At 65.6% G+C, this 16,657-nt stretch carries 11 protein-coding genes; 6 read left to right on the plus strand and 5 right to left on the minus strand.

Going from position 1 to position 16,657, the window contains the following annotated elements; translation table 11 throughout:
* The first annotated feature begins 14 nt into the window (after window positions 1-14).
* A complete protein-coding gene (locus ACZ60M_RS08850) occupies window positions 15-278 on the plus strand; it encodes a hypothetical protein (protein ID WP_465416176.1) in 264 nt (87 codons plus the stop codon).
* Window positions 279-342: 64 nt separating this feature from the next.
* Here the strand turns inward: ACZ60M_RS08850 and ACZ60M_RS08855 are convergent, their stop codons facing one another.
* Both ACZ60M_RS08855 and ACZ60M_RS08860 read right to left on the minus strand, forming a co-directional pair.
* On the minus strand, window positions 343-576 hold the full coding sequence (locus ACZ60M_RS08855) for a DUF397 domain-containing protein (protein ID WP_465416178.1): 234 nt from the start codon (window positions 574-576) through the stop codon (window positions 343-345).
* Entirely contained in the window at window positions 573-1,520 is a 948-nt protein-coding gene (locus ACZ60M_RS08860; protein ID WP_465416180.1) for a helix-turn-helix domain-containing protein, read from the minus strand. Before ACZ60M_RS08860 ends, ACZ60M_RS08855 begins: the two co-directional genes overlap by 4 nt.
* Window positions 1,521-1,717: 197 nt before the next feature.
* On the opposite strand from ACZ60M_RS08860, the gene ACZ60M_RS08865 reads away from it, so the two are divergent.
* The 4 genes from ACZ60M_RS08865 to ACZ60M_RS08880 all read left to right on the plus strand — a co-directional run bounded on the left by ACZ60M_RS08865 (window position 1,718) and on the right by ACZ60M_RS08880 (window position 3,017).
* A complete protein-coding gene (locus ACZ60M_RS08865; RefSeq protein ID WP_465416182.1) occupies window positions 1,718-2,080 on the plus strand; it encodes a hypothetical protein in 363 nt (120 codons plus the stop codon).
* Window positions 2,077-2,415 carry a hypothetical protein gene (locus tag ACZ60M_RS08870; protein WP_465416184.1) on the plus strand — a complete coding sequence of 113 codons (339 nt, stop codon included), beginning with the start codon at window positions 2,077-2,079 and terminating at the stop codon, window positions 2,413-2,415. The genes ACZ60M_RS08865 and ACZ60M_RS08870 overlap by 4 nt, the downstream gene beginning before the upstream one ends.
* The gene (locus ACZ60M_RS08875) at window positions 2,408-2,698 is read left to right on the plus strand and encodes a hypothetical protein (RefSeq protein ID WP_465416186.1); all 291 of its coding nucleotides are present in this window, start codon (window positions 2,408-2,410) and stop codon (window positions 2,696-2,698) included. Before ACZ60M_RS08870 ends, ACZ60M_RS08875 begins: the two co-directional genes overlap by 8 nt.
* Before the next feature lie 100 nt (window positions 2,699-2,798).
* A complete protein-coding gene (locus ACZ60M_RS08880) occupies window positions 2,799-3,017 on the plus strand; it encodes a hypothetical protein (protein WP_465416187.1) in 219 nt (72 codons plus the stop codon).
* Between the two features lie 166 nt (window positions 3,018-3,183).
* Here the strand turns inward: ACZ60M_RS08880 and ACZ60M_RS08885 are convergent, their stop codons facing one another.
* Window positions 3,184-8,796 (minus strand): RHS repeat-associated core domain-containing protein, encoded by a 5,613-nt coding sequence (locus ACZ60M_RS08885; protein WP_465416189.1) that lies wholly within the window; start codon window positions 8,794-8,796, stop codon window positions 3,184-3,186.
* Window positions 8,797-8,969: 173 nt separating this feature from the next.
* Window positions 8,970-13,355, minus strand: coding sequence for a LamG domain-containing protein (locus ACZ60M_RS08890; RefSeq protein WP_465416191.1), 4,386 nt, complete (start codon window positions 13,353-13,355; stop codon window positions 8,970-8,972).
* 351 nt (window positions 13,356-13,706) lie between these two features.
* On the opposite strand from ACZ60M_RS08890, the gene ACZ60M_RS08895 reads away from it, so the two are divergent.
* Window positions 13,707-16,040: a terpene synthase family protein gene (locus ACZ60M_RS08895; RefSeq protein WP_465416193.1), complete on the plus strand. Its 2,334-nt coding sequence runs from the start codon at window positions 13,707-13,709 to the stop codon at window positions 16,038-16,040.
* Here the strand turns inward: ACZ60M_RS08895 and ACZ60M_RS08900 are convergent.
* Window positions 15,962-16,594 (minus strand): hypothetical protein, encoded by a 633-nt coding sequence (locus ACZ60M_RS08900; RefSeq protein WP_465416195.1) that lies wholly within the window; start codon window positions 16,592-16,594, stop codon window positions 15,962-15,964. The two genes, ACZ60M_RS08895 and ACZ60M_RS08900, sit on opposite strands and share 79 nt — an antisense overlap.
* Window positions 16,595-16,657 lie beyond the last annotated feature (63 nt).

A 16,657-nucleotide genomic window follows, 5' to 3' on the forward strand; every position in this document is an offset into this window, starting at 1 on the left:
AATTGAGGAAGACCGTGCAGGACGATTACAGGACCACTCTGGTGGAGCAGGTGCGCAAGTACGCGCCGTCGCTTGCTGCGGGCGTGGTGGACTCACTGCGCACGAAGGTGCTCGTTGGAGAGCTCTCCCTCGCCTCCGTCGATTTCGTGAGCGCCCTTGTCAGGGCTCAGGTGCCAGTTGACCCGCAGGACATCCCGACGCTCCGGTGGTTGTTGGAAAGCGTGACCCTGCCCCCGGACACCCCGCCTGGTCTGGCAGACCAGCTGACGGTCGCCTGAAAACACAAAGGCGCGCTTCCCAACACAAGGGAAGCGCGCCTGACGCTTTCACGGGCAAACCGGTCTAAGCGGGGGTCCCAGCTTTGATAGAGGCAAGCAGCCCACCAAGATCGGCAGAGCTAACGCGGAGGTGGGAGTAAGTGTCTGCGACAGGGGATTTCGTGTCCCCCACCGCAACCTCAGATCCCTGGACCGCAACCGCAACGCACTGTCCATTGCCCGAACTGTCGCTGCGGGAACTCTTCCGGAATCGCTCACGGGCCCACGAAGCTGACTGACGGTCGGACATTTCACTCATTTCAATTCCTCGGCGATGGTCTTGATTTTCGCTACGGAGTCGCCCGCCGAAAGCGCGGACCGGCCCCAGAGCTCGGCGTAAGCCACTCGGAATGAGTCTATGTCAGGCTCTTCCAGCACCACCGAGCCCGCAAGCCCCGCCTCGACCTGCACCAGCGTCGGCCACTCATCAGGCATCTCAAGGACACGGAAGCCGGTCGTAATCCCGGCCGCGATGTGGTCCCGACACTCGATCGGAAGCACCCGAAGCTCGATGTTCGGAAGCTCGGCGATGTCGAGCAGGTGCTCAAACTGCTCCACAAGGATGTCCGCTTCCACCCCTCGCTGCCACAGGATCGCCTCGTGGACAAGGAACTGGACTTCGGGCGCGTTCTCGCGCTTAAGCAGACGACTGCGCATCTGCCGCTGCTCCAGATCGCGGCGGACCTGAAGTTCATCGCCGCCACCCGACCCCGCCTTGATCAGCGACTCCGCGAAAGCCCGCGTCTGGATCAACCCGGGTACGGTGTCGAGCTGGAAGATCTTGATGCTGCTCGCTCGGTTTTCGGCCCAGAGGAAGTCGGCAAAGGCCTTATCGGTTACATAGCCCTCCCACCAACCACGCTTCGCGACCTCGACCGAGTCGCGCAACAGTCTTTCCCGTTGGTCCATATCGGAGATGTGGTACAGGTCCATAAGCTGCACCAGCTCGCGGTCACCGACCGGGTAGCGCCCGTTCTCGAAGCGCACCACATACGCCTGCCCACGGCCCAGGATCTCGCCGACCTCGTGCGATGTCATGCCGCAGTCCTTGCGCAGTTCGCGCAGCTGGTCGCCGAACTTCCGAGCGCGCCAGGAAGGATTTCGCTGTGCCATTCGTTCCTCACTGCCTTCCGGGAGATGCGGGGTGCCGAACATCGTACGGGTTTCGCGGCCTGGACACCAGATGCGAAACCGGTCAGGCATCGTCTGAATTAAATCACGGCGTGTCCCTTGACTCCAGACATCTAGCATGCCACCATCGAAAGGTGATGAACACCGCCGCAGCGGGGCATCACGACCAACCGCATACGGCCGCACACAGACTGCGGCCCGCGCCGGGAGAAATCTTTGGACGGATAGACCCAGCGCGGGCCGCTCACCTCAGAGAAACGAGCGTTCTCATGGGTCTCATCAGCGTACCTGCCGAACCCGTTCCCGCCCGGGCCCTGATCGCCCTGGAACTCCACCGGCCTGTCAGGTCCTGGCTCCGCCTGGGCCGCTGGCGCTGCGAGTGGTGCCATGAAGCCTGGGGCCGGTTCGGCTGCTGGCTCCGCGAAACCGCCGCCCGCACCTTCGTCACCACCGCGACCGCCGCCCAACACCAAGCGGCCCTTGCCGAAGGCCGCATCTCCCGCGACGACCTCCACCTCCGGCGCCGCAAGCGCCCAGTCGGTGCCCACCGCCCGAAACCAAGCCGCAAGCCCAGCCCCAACCCCAAGCCCTCACTCTTCGAGGGCATCGACCTCTCGGCGGTGCGAGCATGAACGCCTCCGAACCCAACCCCGGCGCTGCCGCCACCCCGGCCCCCGCAACCGGAGCCACCAAGATCGGCACCGAAGTCATAGGCGTCCGAGTCATCTCCGGCTCCGTGAACCAGGCCGAACCTTCCGCCGTGGTCCTCCATCAGCTCTACCCCGGAACACCAACCACCATCGGGGTCATCGACTCCATCACCGAAGACTCAAGCCAAGTCACCATCTACCCGACCCACCGCCGCGACTGGACCACCGTCGACCGCCTCCGCCTCGCCGAGTTCTTCGCCGCCCGCTACTGCGAACGCTTCTCCCCCACCCAAACCCAGGCGGCAGCCAATGATTGAAATCGGCCGCCGCGACGACACCGCAGCCTCTCCCGACTGGACCACCCTCGGCGACTTCTACATCGGCATCGGCAGCGGCGACCGAGTCCGCTTCACCGTCTTCCGCTCCAGCACCGACCCCACCCTCCACCGCCTCACCGCAGACGAACTCACCAACGCCGGCCCCCGCCTCATAGCAATCCTCACCGAACCCGCGACCGATACCTGGCACCCAGCCTGGCAAAGCGACCCCATGCGCCAAACAGTCGAAACCCGCACCCGTGACATCATGAGCAGGAGATAACTGAACCGATCTCGGAGGCTTCGATTTTTGTCTGAAACGGTCATAGGCATAGCAGCAGCCGAGCCCGACGAATACCGCCATAGCCTCGATCATCAAGCCGATGAGCGCCTTCCCTGACACGACTAGGCCGAACGACGCGCCCATGACGACCGCGGAAATGACGGAAGCGACAAACGCACTGTTGTCCCTGTCCGGACCGGATCTAACGAAGGTGCGCGAGCGTGGGAGAATGCTGGCCAGCCACGACCGGGTCTTGTTCGTGTCGGCGCTCAATGGAGTCAGCATTCCTGATGCACCTGATCTCACCAACTGCGTGTAGACGAGATCGCCGAATGCCACCGCAATCAGTCCCGAGAGCAGCGCACCCCCCGCTAGCGCCAACGGGGATCGTAGGTCAAACAGGTACTTAAGAGCTGCAACGCTGGAAAGCATTAGCAAGAACACAATGCCGTTGTAAACCCAGGCCGAGAATGATTTAAAGGTCACTACTTTGAAGCCTCCCTTGCACCGTCTAGGCAATCCGGTCCATAGAAGCCGATAAGACCTCCGATAATTGCCCCAGCAATTGCCCCGGGGACCCCTCCCTTGGCGCCAACGCCAGCCCCTGCAGCGGCGCCTCCGATTATGACCCCGCCTTCCTCGTGACGATTAACGTTGCCGTAATCCTTGCCGTCCCGAATATTCTTGGCGCAGCCTTCAACCCAGATAGCACCCGGCTCGACAGCATCTTGCATGGAATCATTGCCGTATTCCGATTCCCGACAATTCCAGGATCCAGCGTATGCATCGATGCATCCTCCGTCGACCAGGTCCCCAATTGTATCCCCAGCGTTTTCCAGCCAGTCGGTGGCCGTCCCCCAATCACCATGACCTCTCGGCCTTGGCCTGGGGAGGGGTTTCAGCTTCTCGAGCTTTTTGCCGTTTTTGGACTTGGGTTTGCCCTTGCTCTTCGACTTGCCCTTGGGTTTGGCCTTGCCGGATTTCTTGGTGCTCTTGGACCCGCTCTTCTTGCTCTTCTTGTTGCTCGAGCTCTTCGACTTAGAGTTGCTCTTGCTCTTCTTGTTTGAAGACTTCTTGGAAGACTTCTTGTTGTTCTTCATCTTCTTGGAACTTGAGGACTTCTTCGCCTTCGACTTCTTGCCGAGGAGGCCGTCGGAGTCGGTCATGTTCGTCGGGTCGTTGTTCGCGTAGGCGTAGCCGTTGATCTGCTGGCTGTCCTCGAAAACCGTGATCGGGTCGTCTGAGATGAACCTACCTGTGTCCGAGTCGTAAAAGCGCGCCCCCATCGACACAAAGCCCGTGGGGTCATCGATGCCGCTGTGGAAGCCCTCCTGCGTCGCTGTCCAGTTGGTCGCTTGGCCGCGCTGGTTGCCGAACGGGTCGAGACGTCGGAAGGTCACGGCCATCGTCACCGCGCTGATGGCCCAGGCCGCGGTGCCCTGGTGGGTGTTGCCGATCCAGGTCAGGCCGGCGTCCGTCGAGCGGGTCGCGACCATCTCGCCGTTGTGGCTGTAGGTGCGCGTCGCGTGGACGACGCCTTGCGGGTCGACCACGATCTCCTGGCCGCCGACGAACAGGTTCTGCGTGCCGTCCGCGTCGAGGCGGGCGATCCGGCTGCCGTCACCGTCGTAGAGCATCTTGGTGGTGCCCTTTTCGGAGGTGATCGACGCGAGCTTGCCCTGGTCGTCCCAGGCCAGCGTCTCGGTCTTGCCGCCGATGGTCCGCTCGGTGAGGTGCCCTGCGGCATCCCATGCGTAGTCGTTGACCGTCGAACCGGTGGTGACCGTGTCGATCAGGTGGCCGTCCCCGCCTGTGTAGGCATAGTTCGAGGTCGTGCTGCCGCCGATGGCAGTGCGCTCGGTGACGCTGGATCGGTTGCCGGTCACGTCGTACCGATAGCTGGTCCAGTAGGCACCAGGACCGCCGATGTCACCCGTGTCCAGGTCGGCCTCGGATGTGCAAGCGCCCGTTCCGGCCTGAGCCCATGCCTCCGTGATCCGCTGCAGGTAGTCGTAGACGAAGCACTGCGTCTCAGACTCGCTCGCCGAGCCGGAAGCGGCGTCGGTGATCGAGAGGACGTTGCCCGCCTCGTCGTAGGCGTAGGTCAGGTCCGCGACGATCGGCGCGTCGACCGCGTCCCTGGAGAGCCGGTGGCGCTCCACGAACCTCGTGCCGTCCTGATAGGTCCACGTCTGGTAGGCCTTCTGGCCCGACGTGCTTCCGAGAACCCGCTGGGCGAGTTCACCGAAGGCCGTGTACGTGGTCTCCGAGACGTAGTCGAAGCTCGAGGTCGAGCCGTTCATGGTTCCGTAGACACGGGTCACCATGCCGAGGCTGTTGTAGCTGTAGTCGACCGACTCGGCGGCGAGCCCGGAGACCTGCGGGAGTTTGGTGTTCGCGACCGAGCCGTCCGCGAGGTAGAACTGCTGGACGTTGTAGGTGCCCACCAGTGCGCTGAATCCAGTGATGTCCGGGATCACCTGGCTCATCGAGGTCGGGCGTCCGGCCGAGTCATACTTGTCGACGCGGTTGACGACGGACTTCCCGTCGACAATCGAGATGGACTGCGCCGGAAGGCCGAGGCCGCCAGAGACCAGGTCATAGCGCCACGAGTTGAGCTTCGTGCCGGTGCTCGCGTCGCCTGAGAACAGGTCGTACCTGCGCCCGAGCTTGTCGTAGGTGGTGGTGAGCTTCTTGCCGCGCGAGTCGACGGTCTGGACCAGCTGGCCAGCGTCATCGTATGCGGCCGTGGTCGTCCCGGTGTCGGGGTCGGTGGCCGAGATCTGGCGGCCGAGCAAGTCGTGCTCGTACAGCCACTGGTTCCCTGCGGCGTCAGTGACCTTGGCGAGGTTGCCGCGCCGGTCGTACGAGTAGGTCGTGGCGTCGTAGGTCCCGGTGGCGCTGTCGCCGTGGTAGTCCCGTTCCTCGATGACCTCGCCGCGCGCGTTGGTGAGCGTGGCGGACGGCGTCTCGCCGTTCGGGGGGTTCACCGCGACCAGCCAGCCCTCGGTCGAGCCGCCGTAGACGGTCTCGGTGGCCCGCAGGACCTCCTGGTGGGACATGAACTCCTCGCGCACGACGCGTCCGGCGCCGTCGTAGGTGTAGAACGTCCGCGACTGGTCCTCGCCCTGTGTGACATAGACGAGGTCGTTGCCCGGGTCGTTTACGGAGTCCCAGTTCGGGCCCGATTCCCAGCGGAGCAGGCCGCGGGTGTCGTACTCGATGGCCGAGAGCAGACGCCCGCCCTGCGGTGTGGGCGACTGCGACTGGATTTCGCGCAGCAGCGAGTCGTACAGCATGACCGAGTCGAGCCGCTGCGTGCCCGAAGGCGTGACGGCGTATGTGGTCACCGAAGACGGCGCCGAGTTCGAGATGTCGTAGTCATAAGCAACGGTCGGGACGTTCGGGTGGCCGGTCTTGGACCAGCCCTTGCCCCAGCCCGCCGTGGTGCGACCGAGCGGGTCGTAGGTCGTCTCGGTGACGCGGTTGTTGGCGTCGACGGTCTTGACCGTTGATCCGCGGGTACCGTCGAGGTACTCCGTGTACTTGTGTCCCAGCGCGTTCGTGGTCAACACGGACTTGAGCACACCACCCGTCGACGGGGTATAGGCGGTAGTCGTGGTCTGGCCGAGCGCGTCGGACTCCGTCAGGACTCGCCCGAGCGGGTCGTACGTGGTGTTCTCTACCGAGATGTACGACGCGGTGGTCCCGTTGTGCGACTTGGCTTCGCGGATCGAGGTCGGCAAGCCGAGGGTCGGGGTGGCGGTGCCGGTCGTGTCGCCGTCGTAGTAGTAGACGGTGTCGCTAACCAAATCGTCGGGGTACGAGACGCTCTGGTCGCAGTCGACGGCCACGAGCTCTTCGCGGCGAACCACCTCGTACAGGTTCTTGCTCGGGTTGTCAGCATAGGTCGTGCGCCAGCACTCGTGGTCGTCCGGGACGGTGATGTCGCCGAGGTCCGAGACCTCCACCTCTCGACCGCGGTCGTCGTACTCGACGAACACGCGGGTGCGTTCCCAAGTCCCCGTGCCACTGTCGAGCAGGTCGCGGTTGTCGATGCGGCTCTCACCCACGTACCAGGCCTTGATACTGCCGCCGTCGTATGCGCGCTCAGCCGCAAGCTTCGTCCAGTACTGGTAGGCGGTGCTGCCGATAAGGGTCGAGCCGTCGAAGGTAGCCGTCTCGAACTCGGCACCCGCCAGGGCGTCGGAGTCGGTGACCGTAATGCCTTCGGAGTCGGTCATGGTCGCGGTGCGCGAACCCGTCCCCGTCGCCGTGTCGGGCTGGCCGTCCATGCCGCGGAAGTAGCGCGTCCGCGAGACCAGCTGCTGGTCCTCGGCAGCGTCGCCGCTCTTGGTGATCACCTGGGCGTAGCCGCGCCACTGGTTGTAGGTGCGCAGTTCGTCGTCGGAATACTCGGAGTCGTCCCAGGCCCACAGGCGGTTCGTGGTGGTGCCGCCGTTCGAGTACTCGAAGTAGGTGCGCTCCGGCAGTTGGCCGCCCGTGGTGTCGAACTCCGTTACCTGCGTGACGACGTACTTGTGGAACCACTCCTCTTCGCCGTCCCCGGTGAGCACCGGGTAGCAGCGTTTCGAGTTGTTCTCCTTGGTGGGCAGGTTACCCCAGGTGCAGTCGGGCGCGGAGTACCAGACGCCGGTCACGCCGCCGGTCTCGGAGACGATCGTCGTCAAACGGGTCCGCCACATCGACGGGGTGCCTTCGGAGTGCTCGACCCGGTTCGGGAAGGCGATGCCGGAGAACGTCACCGGCGGTGTGGACTCGGTACCGCCCACATGCCCGGTGTGCTGGATCGACTTGAGCCAGAGGACAGTGTCCTCATCGTTGCCGTAGTCCAGGTACTCCTGCACCAGCGCCCACGAGTCGACCTTCGCGAATCCGCCGGCGCCGTCGGGCACGTACGTGACGACCTCGGAGAGCCGCTTGGAGTTGAAGAACGCCGGTGCGTAGAGGTCGGCGCAGGTAGTTGCCGCGCACTCCTTGTTCCACGGCGTCTCGGGCCATGAAGCGGCCTTCGGGGTGCCGTCGGTGTTGTAGCAGTCAGAAGCGCACCGGTCCGCATAGTTGAACACGACTCGCGCGGATTGGATCGAGGCGTCTGCGGCCCGCAGTCCGAGGTCGATACTCGTCAGCCGCGAGGAGCGGACGAACGGCATCCGCTTGTCCTTGTCGGCTGCCGCGCCGTAGTGCCCGGTCTCGGCCGTCCACTCGAAACGGACCCGGTTGCCGAGCACGTCGGTGATCTCGTCGAGCATCCACCGGTAGGCCTGCGTGCAGCCGGAACCCTTGAAGTCGCCGGTCGTGAAGCAGGGTTCGCCGGAATGGTTGCCGAACACCGGCATCGTCAGCCGTGAACCGGTGTCCGCGGCACGGGCGCCGAAGGTGTAGACGGTCCCGTCGGTCGTGGTCACCTGCCAGCGCTCGCTCGTGCCCGAGGTCGAGGTGGCCGCCGAGCCGAGCAGTTCGACCTTCCAGTTCGGATCGGCCGAGGCCACCCACTTGTCGGTCGCGTCGTCGAACACCAGCGCCGAGTTGGTCCCTTCGAGCGCCAGCGTGACTCCAGGCGAAGTGCCGTCCCAGCACTGGTCCGCAGTGGCGGTCGGGGTGTTGCCTCCCGTTTCGCTCGCACACGAGGTGTAGTTGCGCTCGATGAACCCAGGGGTGTAGGACCAGCCGTCGCCGATCAGGCCGGCCTGTGTGTTCGAGGACGACGTGTGCCCGTCCACCGCCTGCGAGGAGTACGAGAAACCGATGTCCGGAACCGGTCCCTCGGACGGGGGCAGTTCCAACCCGTAGTAGTAGGAGAACCCGCCGCCGGAGTCGCCCTGCGACCACGAGCCCGCGTTCGAGAGGTCGGTCGCGGACCAGTCGCCGGTCGCGCCGCTGCCCCCGGAGCTTCCAGAAGACGGGACGCTGATCATCCCCGAGTCGGTCGCCAGGCCCTCGGACTTGAGGTCCACCGAGGTGGTGGCCACCGGCGTAGTCGACACTGGCGTGCCCACGTCGGTGCTGGTCGCTCCCGACTGCGCTTCAGCGGGTGTGTGGAACGCGAACAGCGCTGAGGCGCCTGCCAACACCATTGCTGTGGTGTTTCGAGCGGCCGTCTTGGCGGTCCGGGACCACGATTCCCGGGCTGCGAGTCTCATCGTTGGGCCTTTCTCAAGGGGGCGAGGGGTGTCGGCGGGGTCGCGAGGTGGTGGAGCAGCCTGTCAGAGCGCCGCTCCACCGAGGTGTCGGTCGTCGATCCTTCGAATCAGGGGCAGTAGACGTCGTTCGGGTTCAGCGGAGAGTCGGGCCTGTCACGAGAGAGCCGCGCGATCGAGTCCTCATCGAGGACGCCTGACCAGGTCTGCACGTTGTCGACGGCGCCGACCATTTGGTTCACTACGCCGTCGTACTGGTCGGAGGCACCCACTACCAGCGATCCATTCGCCTGCCAAGGCGAGTCGACAATAGGAGCCTCTCCCTGGAACTCCCCGTTGACGTAGAACCGGATCACACCCGCGCCGAGGTCGACTTGGCCGACAAGGTGGTACCAGTAGCCGAGACCGGTATCCGGGTCCATTTCCGGCGCATCTGTCGCGAAGACCCGCACCCACTTCGTGTCCGTGGTATCGCTGCGCGCCATCGACATCTGGAAGCGCCCCTGAAGGGAGTTGTAACTGATGTTGAACGCGCCGTTGGAAGTGCCGCTCTGCATGACGATGGTGCGGAAACCGTCCAAGTCGTCCACGCGCGCCCAGGCGGCGACGGTGAAGGACTCATCGGTGGTGAGGACCGGGCCCGTTGTCTTGGCGTAGCCTGCTCCGGCGAGCTGCAGGGTCGACTCGCAGGAGTTCTTCCGGTCGATGCCGTACGCGTAGGTCCCGCTGAAGGCCAAGGGGTTCAGACCCCATTCATCCGTCGAGGCCGTAGCGGAGCCGAGCTCGTCCAAGGCCCATGCAGAGGCCCTCGTCGTGTGGGTCGAGGAGACCTCGTCAGCGCTCAAGGCGCCGCGCCACACGCGGACGTCCGAGATCGCGCCATCCCAGGTCTGGCTGATGCCGCTGGAGGTTTCGGCGCATCCGAGCATGAACTCACTCGCCCGCCAGGGCGTGATCGTGCTCAGGCTCTTGCTGATAGCGAACACACCGTCGACGTAGAGGATCGCGAGCTTGGCGTCGACATCGACCACGAGCGTGATCTGGGCCCATTGGCCGACCTGGCCCGACCCGGCGAGTGTATTGCTCGCCCAGGTCGCGGTCGGGTCGTCCGCCCCGGTGAGGGCGAAGCTCCAGCCACCGCTGGTGGTGTTGTACTTGGCCATCGCGGCGAAGTACTGGCTGCCCTGGAATTCGAAGATCCGGCTGTGGTTGTGGACGCCTTCAGGGTCGAGCCATGCCCAGGCGGACACCGAGAACGAGTCGTCGGTGCGGACCGGAACCTCCGAGGAGGTGGGGCAGGCGGTGCCGTCGAACGTCAGCGCGCTGGCCGACCTATTGTGCTGGTCCGGGACCCAGTTCGGAGAAGCGGGGAGTCCGGTGAGGTCGGTAGCGCGACCGGAGTAGTCGAGGCCGTCGCCGCGCAGGGGGTACCAGGCTTGGAGCGCCGCGGGCATGCCGTCACCGACCATCAGTTCGGCGACCTGCTCGCCAGTCAGCGGCTGCTGGAAGAGCACCGCGTCGTCCACCGATCCGGTGAACGGGCTGAACGGCCCATTCTGGGTGCTGATGCCGCAGCCGACCGAGAAGACCCCTGTCGCTTGCCAAGCGGTGAACGGGAGCGGCTTAGATGCAGCCAGAGCACCGTCGACATAGAGACGGAGCCGCCCGGTCGCGGCGTCGTAGACCCCGGCGAGGTGGGTCCACTGTCCGAACTTGGTCAGGGTCGCGTCAGCTTGGACTACGGTGGAGCCCGCCGTGTCGCCGTCCTCGGCGACCATAGCGATCCCCCACCGACCCGCCGAGGACATGAGGAACTTCATGTTGCTCTTCGTGACACCGGCAATGTCCATGAATGCCGACTCAGCTGCGGGGGCGGCATCGGTCTTGACCCACCCGGCGATTGTGAAGGACTGGGTGGTGTCGACGATCGGGCCGCTTGCGGTCAGGCAGGAGTCGGTGGTGCCGTTGAAGACTGCTGCCGAGTCGGTGCGCCCGAGTGCGTCGGTCCCCGTCGTCGCGGTGCCGAGCGGGGTCAGCGTCTGTTCGCCCGCGTCATCGAGCAGGTCGCCGTCGAAGCGCCACGTGCCGACGGCCTCCGCAGGCTGCGGTGAAATGACGGTCAGGATGTAGACCGTCTTGCTCGAGGTGTTGCCCTTGACTCCGACCGCCGCGTCACTTGCCCAGACTTCGAGCGTGAAGGTAGTCGAGCTGCCGGTCGGGGTCACTGCAACCGTGGCGATACCGCCGGTCGCGGAGATTTCCTGGACGGTGCCGCTGTTGAAGCTGTATTGGAAGCTCTTGACATCGCTGCCGCCGACGAAGTCGAACTCGACAGGGTTGTCGGCTGAGGGCGTTTCGGTCATCTGTACCACGTCAGGCGGTGCAGGAGCGGTGGTGTCGATGGTGAACCAGCAGTATCCCGAGAACGCGCTCGATGCGAACGCGTCGCTGGTCGCGGCACGCCACTTGTAGAGGCCGTCCGCCGCGGAGACGGTCGCCGAAGCTATCACCCCGCTTTTTCCGTCCGGCTTGATCTCCTTGTAGAGGGTGCCCGCGCCGGTGTAGACCTGGAACCAGGTCTTCACATTGCCGGTGTCGGGGTCGCTCGGCGTCGCATAGACCAGTGGTGCGGGTGTCGTCACCAGGGTCGGAGCGGTCTGCGTACCGCAGCCGAGGTTGGCCGTGGTCAGATTCGTCGGAGTCGTCGGCAGCTGGTTCACGGTGAAGTAGCAGTAGGACGTGAAGTCGCTGTACCGCGATGAGTTGGGATCAGAGTCCCAGGCCCTCGCCTGCCAGCGATAGGTCTTGCCGCGGGTGAGCTCGCCGGTCGCGACTGTGGCGGAGACGACCTGCTTCTCGGCAACGTTGCTTACCTCGATCGCCTGGAGCGCGTTCGGGTGGACCTTGTCCCGCTCGTACACGTAGAAGGTCATCTTGTTCGTGGCCTCGAGCGCAGGCGGGGCGGTGAGAGTCAAGGTCGGCGTGAGGGTGTTGATGACCGGGCCAGGCGCCGATGTCGCGCAGGCCTCGGTGCCGGTCTTGAGGCTGGTGGGTTTCAGGGGCCCGTGCCAGACCTTCAGCCTTCCAGTGGTCGGGTTGATCTTGCGCCAGTAGTTCCGGTTGGACTCCTGGTCGCTGTTGGCACCCGAGAGGACCGCGAACACCGCAGTGCCGCCGCCGTTGTCGACCAGGGTCTGGATCCGGGTCGCCGTCCGCGTGTCGGCCCATGTGATCTCGTGGTCGCCTTCGCCCGCAGAGGCGTTCGAGGTCGCCACCGAGGCGCTCGCGACCTGACCGACGATCTTGCTGTTGAAGGTGCTCCAGCTCGTGTTCGCGGAGAAGTCGAACCAGTCCATCGAATACAGGCGCACGGTGTGGGTCGCGCCCGCTGCGCCGGTGTGGGTCTGCGTGGCCCATACGTGCGCCTGCTGGATGTCGCGGTTGGCGAGCACGCCGAGGTTGTTGAATTTCATGGCCGAGCGCCAGTAGCCGTAGGTGGGGTCGCTGGACCAGGTCTGGGTGCCGGTGCACATCTCCGAGCCGGTGCCGCAGCTGATCCCGGTGCCTTCGGAAAAGGCGTTCTCGAAGTTCGGGCCTTCGTATACAAACTCGGGATCGATGTAGATCGGGTAGACCGCCTCGGGGTCGGCAAGCAGGTCCGGGTCGGGGACGACGGCGAGCGAGTCCGCGTCGACCTGGAGGTCCATTTCGGCTGCCAGTTCGGGAGCCTCTTCTGCGGCCCCGGACGAGTCCCACATCCAGGGACTCTCGACGCTGAAAGCAGCTTCACCTTCAGAGTCAGTGAGGACCGCGGTGTCGCCCTCCTCGTCGGCGTCGACAGTCAGCCCGTCGGCTTCGAGGCCGAGCTCGATGCGTTCGAGCGCTTCGCTCTCTGCGGCTTCAGGGGTCTTCACCACGAGTGCGTAGGAGAAATCGGCGACATCCGAGTACACCTCGAGGTCCACACCGGGCAGCACCTCGGGGTAGACCACGGTCGCACCGTTGAGCTCCGGGCTGGGAAGCGGTTCAGGCCAGCTGAGCGACACCTGCTCGCCGTCGACTCCGGTCGCCGTTACAAAGGCGGTCTCACCCTCGGTTCCGAACTCGAGATCGGCGAGGGTCGCCGCGGAACGGATCGAGCCGTCGTCGGCGACAACCACGGTCGGGTCGACTTCGGTCCATTCTCCGGCCTCGTCCGGCACCCACCGCGGCTCGGCATAGAACTCGGTGGCAATCGTGCCGTCGGGCTGCGCGAGCGAACGCGTGTCGTACGTCTGCGAATCACCGATCACTACCTCGGCCCCGCAGTCGGCCGCAAGGCCCAGCGCTGCGGACTCGACGGCCTCCTGCAAGAGCTCATCGTCGGTTGAGCAGTAAGTGTCGTCCGCCTCCTGGCCTAGTGCAGGCGGCGTCTGCAGCGATCCGAAGGCGATCGCAGAGGCGATGCCGACAATCAGGGCTCGCCTGGGGCGGCGGCGAGGATGGGGACTCGTCACGAGGGCTCGTTCTCCAGTTTGGTGTTCGGGTTTTCGAAGGGGTACCCGGGGGTATCGGGGTTGTCTCGGCACAGTACGTGACCGAGAACGTGGCAGACGCTATCAGCTCAGAATGGTCCAAGGGAGACAGACCATTGTGCGGGTGTCCGAATTACACATGATTGAAGACTTGTTCATGTTTGTTGATCAGTGTATATAACGATTTGAAAACGTCCGAATGAACGATCCCCTATCCGCCGCCAGTCTCACCCCCTGGACCCATCTGGACCCGCTCCAGGGGTGGCGATCTGCTCGCTGAGGGCTTACAGTGGGGCGCGTTGAAAACTGCCTGTTTCGACACTAAGGAGTGATATGGCAGAAAATCACCCGTTCGTGTTGCCCGTGTTCTATCAGCCGTATCCGGCACGGCTGAATCCCAATGTCGAAGGGGCTCGCGTGCATGCGCGGGTGTGGGCCAAGGAGATGGGGATGCTCGACGCCCCGGCCGAGGGCGGCGGGGTCATCTGGGATGAGGCCGAGCTCGACCGGCACGACTACGGGCTGCTGTGCGCGTACACGCACCCGGACTGCGACGCGCCCGCGCTCGACCTCGTCACCGACTGGTACGTGTGGGTGTTCTTCTTCGACGACCACTTCCTCGACGCGTTCAAACGCACCCGGGACATGAAGGGCGCCAAGGCGTACCTCGACCGCATCCCGCTGTTCATGCCGCTGGACCTGGGGGCTACCCCGGAGCCGGAGAACCCGGTCGAGCTGGGGTTGCTCGACCTGTGGCAGCGCACCGCGCCGAGCATGTCGATGGGCTGGCGGCAGCGGTTCCTCGAGAGCACGATCAACCTGCTGTTCGAGTCCCTTTGGGAGCTCACGAACATCACCACCGACCGGGTCGCGAACCCGATCGAGTACATCGAGATGCGCCGCAAGGTCGGCGGGGCGCCGTGGTCGGCGGGGATCGTCGAGTACGCAGTCGGTGCGGAAGTGCCCGACTCGGTCGCGCGGGAGCGGCCGCTCGAAGTCCTGCGCGACACCTTCAGCGATGCCGTGCACCTGCGCAACGACCTGTTCTCGTACGAGCGCGAAGTCACCGACGAGGGCGAGAACGCCAACGCCGTGCTTGTCTTCGAGCGGTTCCTCGGTATGGGGACCCAGCAGGCCGCGAACCTGGTGAACGACATCCTCACCTCGCGGCTCCACCAGTTCGAGAACACGGCCCTCACCGAACTGCCGATCCTCGCCGCCGACCGGCGGCTCACGCCGGCCGAGCAGGCCGCGATCGCCCTGTACGCCAAGGGCCTCCAGGACTGGCAGGCCGGCGGCCACGAATGGCACATGCGGTCCAGTCGGTACATGAACGACGCGGCGGACCGGGTCCTGCGCGGCCCCAACGGGATCGGGACGAGCGCGGCGCGGATCTCGGCGTCGGGGCTGAAGCAGCATGCGCGCGAGCCGTTCCGCAAGGTCGGGCCGATGACGCTGCCGGAGATCCACCTGCCGTACGAGCTGCGGCTCAACCCGCTGCTCGACCAGGCCCGCCGCCACGGCGAGGAATGGGCGGCGGCGATGGGCTTCCTCGCCCCCGACCCGGCGCTGCCGGGCTCGGGCCTGTGGGACCGGGAGCAGTTCCTCGGCTTCGACTTCGCGATCTGCTCCGCGGGCATCGCCCCCGAAGCGACGCAGGAGGAGCTGGACACCTCCGCGGACTGGCTCGCGTGGGGCACCTACGGCGACGACTACTACCCGGCGGTCTTCGGGCGCGGCCGCAACCTCGCGCCCGCAATCGCGCAGCACCAGCGGCTCCTGGAGTTCCTGCCGCTCGACCTCGGCCCGACCCCGTTGCCGGCCAACCCGATCGAAAAGGGCCTGGCCGACCTGTGGCAGCGCACCGCCGCCCAGTTCGACGAGCGGGCTCGTGCCGAGTTCAAGCAAACCGTCACGGTGATGATCGAGTCCTGGCTCTGGGAGCTGCATTCGGAGAACCAGAACCGGGTGCCCGATCCGGTGGACTACATCGAGATGCGTCGCAGGACGTTCGGCTCGGACCTCACGATGGCGCTGGCCAGGCTGAAGGCGGGCCGGGAAGTGCCGGACGAGGTGTTCAGGTCCCGTCCGATCCGCGCGATGGAGACGGCCGCGATGGACCAGTCGGCCCTGCTCAACGACCTGTTCTCGTACCGCAAGGAGATCGAGTTCGAGGGCCAGATCGCCAACGCCGTCACGGTCGTCGAGGAGTACCTCGACTGCGGACCGGCCGAGGCGATGGACGTCGTCAACGCGCTCATGACCGCCCGCGTCGAGCAGTTCCAGTTCATCGTGGAGAACGACCTGCCGCCGGTGGTCGCCGAACTCGAACTCGACGTCGACGCGCAGCGGACGCTCGACGCATACGTGACGAGCCTGCGGGACTGGAACGCGGCGATCCTCAACTGGCACCGGGTCACCGCCCGCTACGACGACGACAAGCTCCGGCCGCTCATGGCCGCGGGCCCCGGCGCGGTGGGCGGGCCGCGGGCGTTCCCGAAGAGCGCCCCCGCGACAGCGGAGGCGCCCAAGGAGTTCAAGCTGCCGGCGACGGCGACCGCCGGGTTGCGGCCGCCGTCGTGGCGGGACTACCTGCGGCGGGAGAGCGATGCACCCGCGCCGGTGGCGACGGCGAATCCGACGACCGCGGCGATCATGCGGCGCTGAGGCGTCGCTCCGCCGGATTCCTCAGGGGCCGCTTCGGGGGCGTCCTCCTCGACGACCGCGAGCGCCTCGGGCAGCGGCCCGGGGTCGTAAGGAGCAGAGTCGCGGGGCGGGGTGGGGGTCTCGGGCGGGTCGGCGGCGGGAGACGGCTCCGGTGAGGCCGGGGCGGGCGGGACCTCGGGTTCCGGCTGCTCCGGCTCGGGTTCCGGTTCGGGTTGGGGCTCAGGCGGGTTCGGGGCGGGCGGTTCAGGAGCGGGCGGGCTCGGGGGCTCGGGCGACGGTGGGCTCGGCGGTTCAGGCGAAGGGGGTTCGGGTGAGGGCGGTTCGGGCGAGGGCTCCGGCGGTTCCGGGCAGTGGTGGTGCCGCCCTTCGGCGTGTTCCGGGTAGTCCGGGTACGTCGGGTATTCGGGGTAGGAGATGCAGAAGGTCGGATAGTCCGGCCGGGTCGGGTAGTCGGGGCGGGCCTCGGGTGCGCCGCGGCCGTCGAAGGCCAGCGCGAGCGCCGGGAGCGCCATGAGCGCGACGGCGCAGATGACGAGCGTTATGAGCCGTCGCATGTCTGTCTCCGACCTTGATTCCGGAATTCACTAATATCCACGTGAATATTCTGCTTCATGAAG

The organism is Glycomyces sp. NPDC050141 (assembly GCF_055586545.1).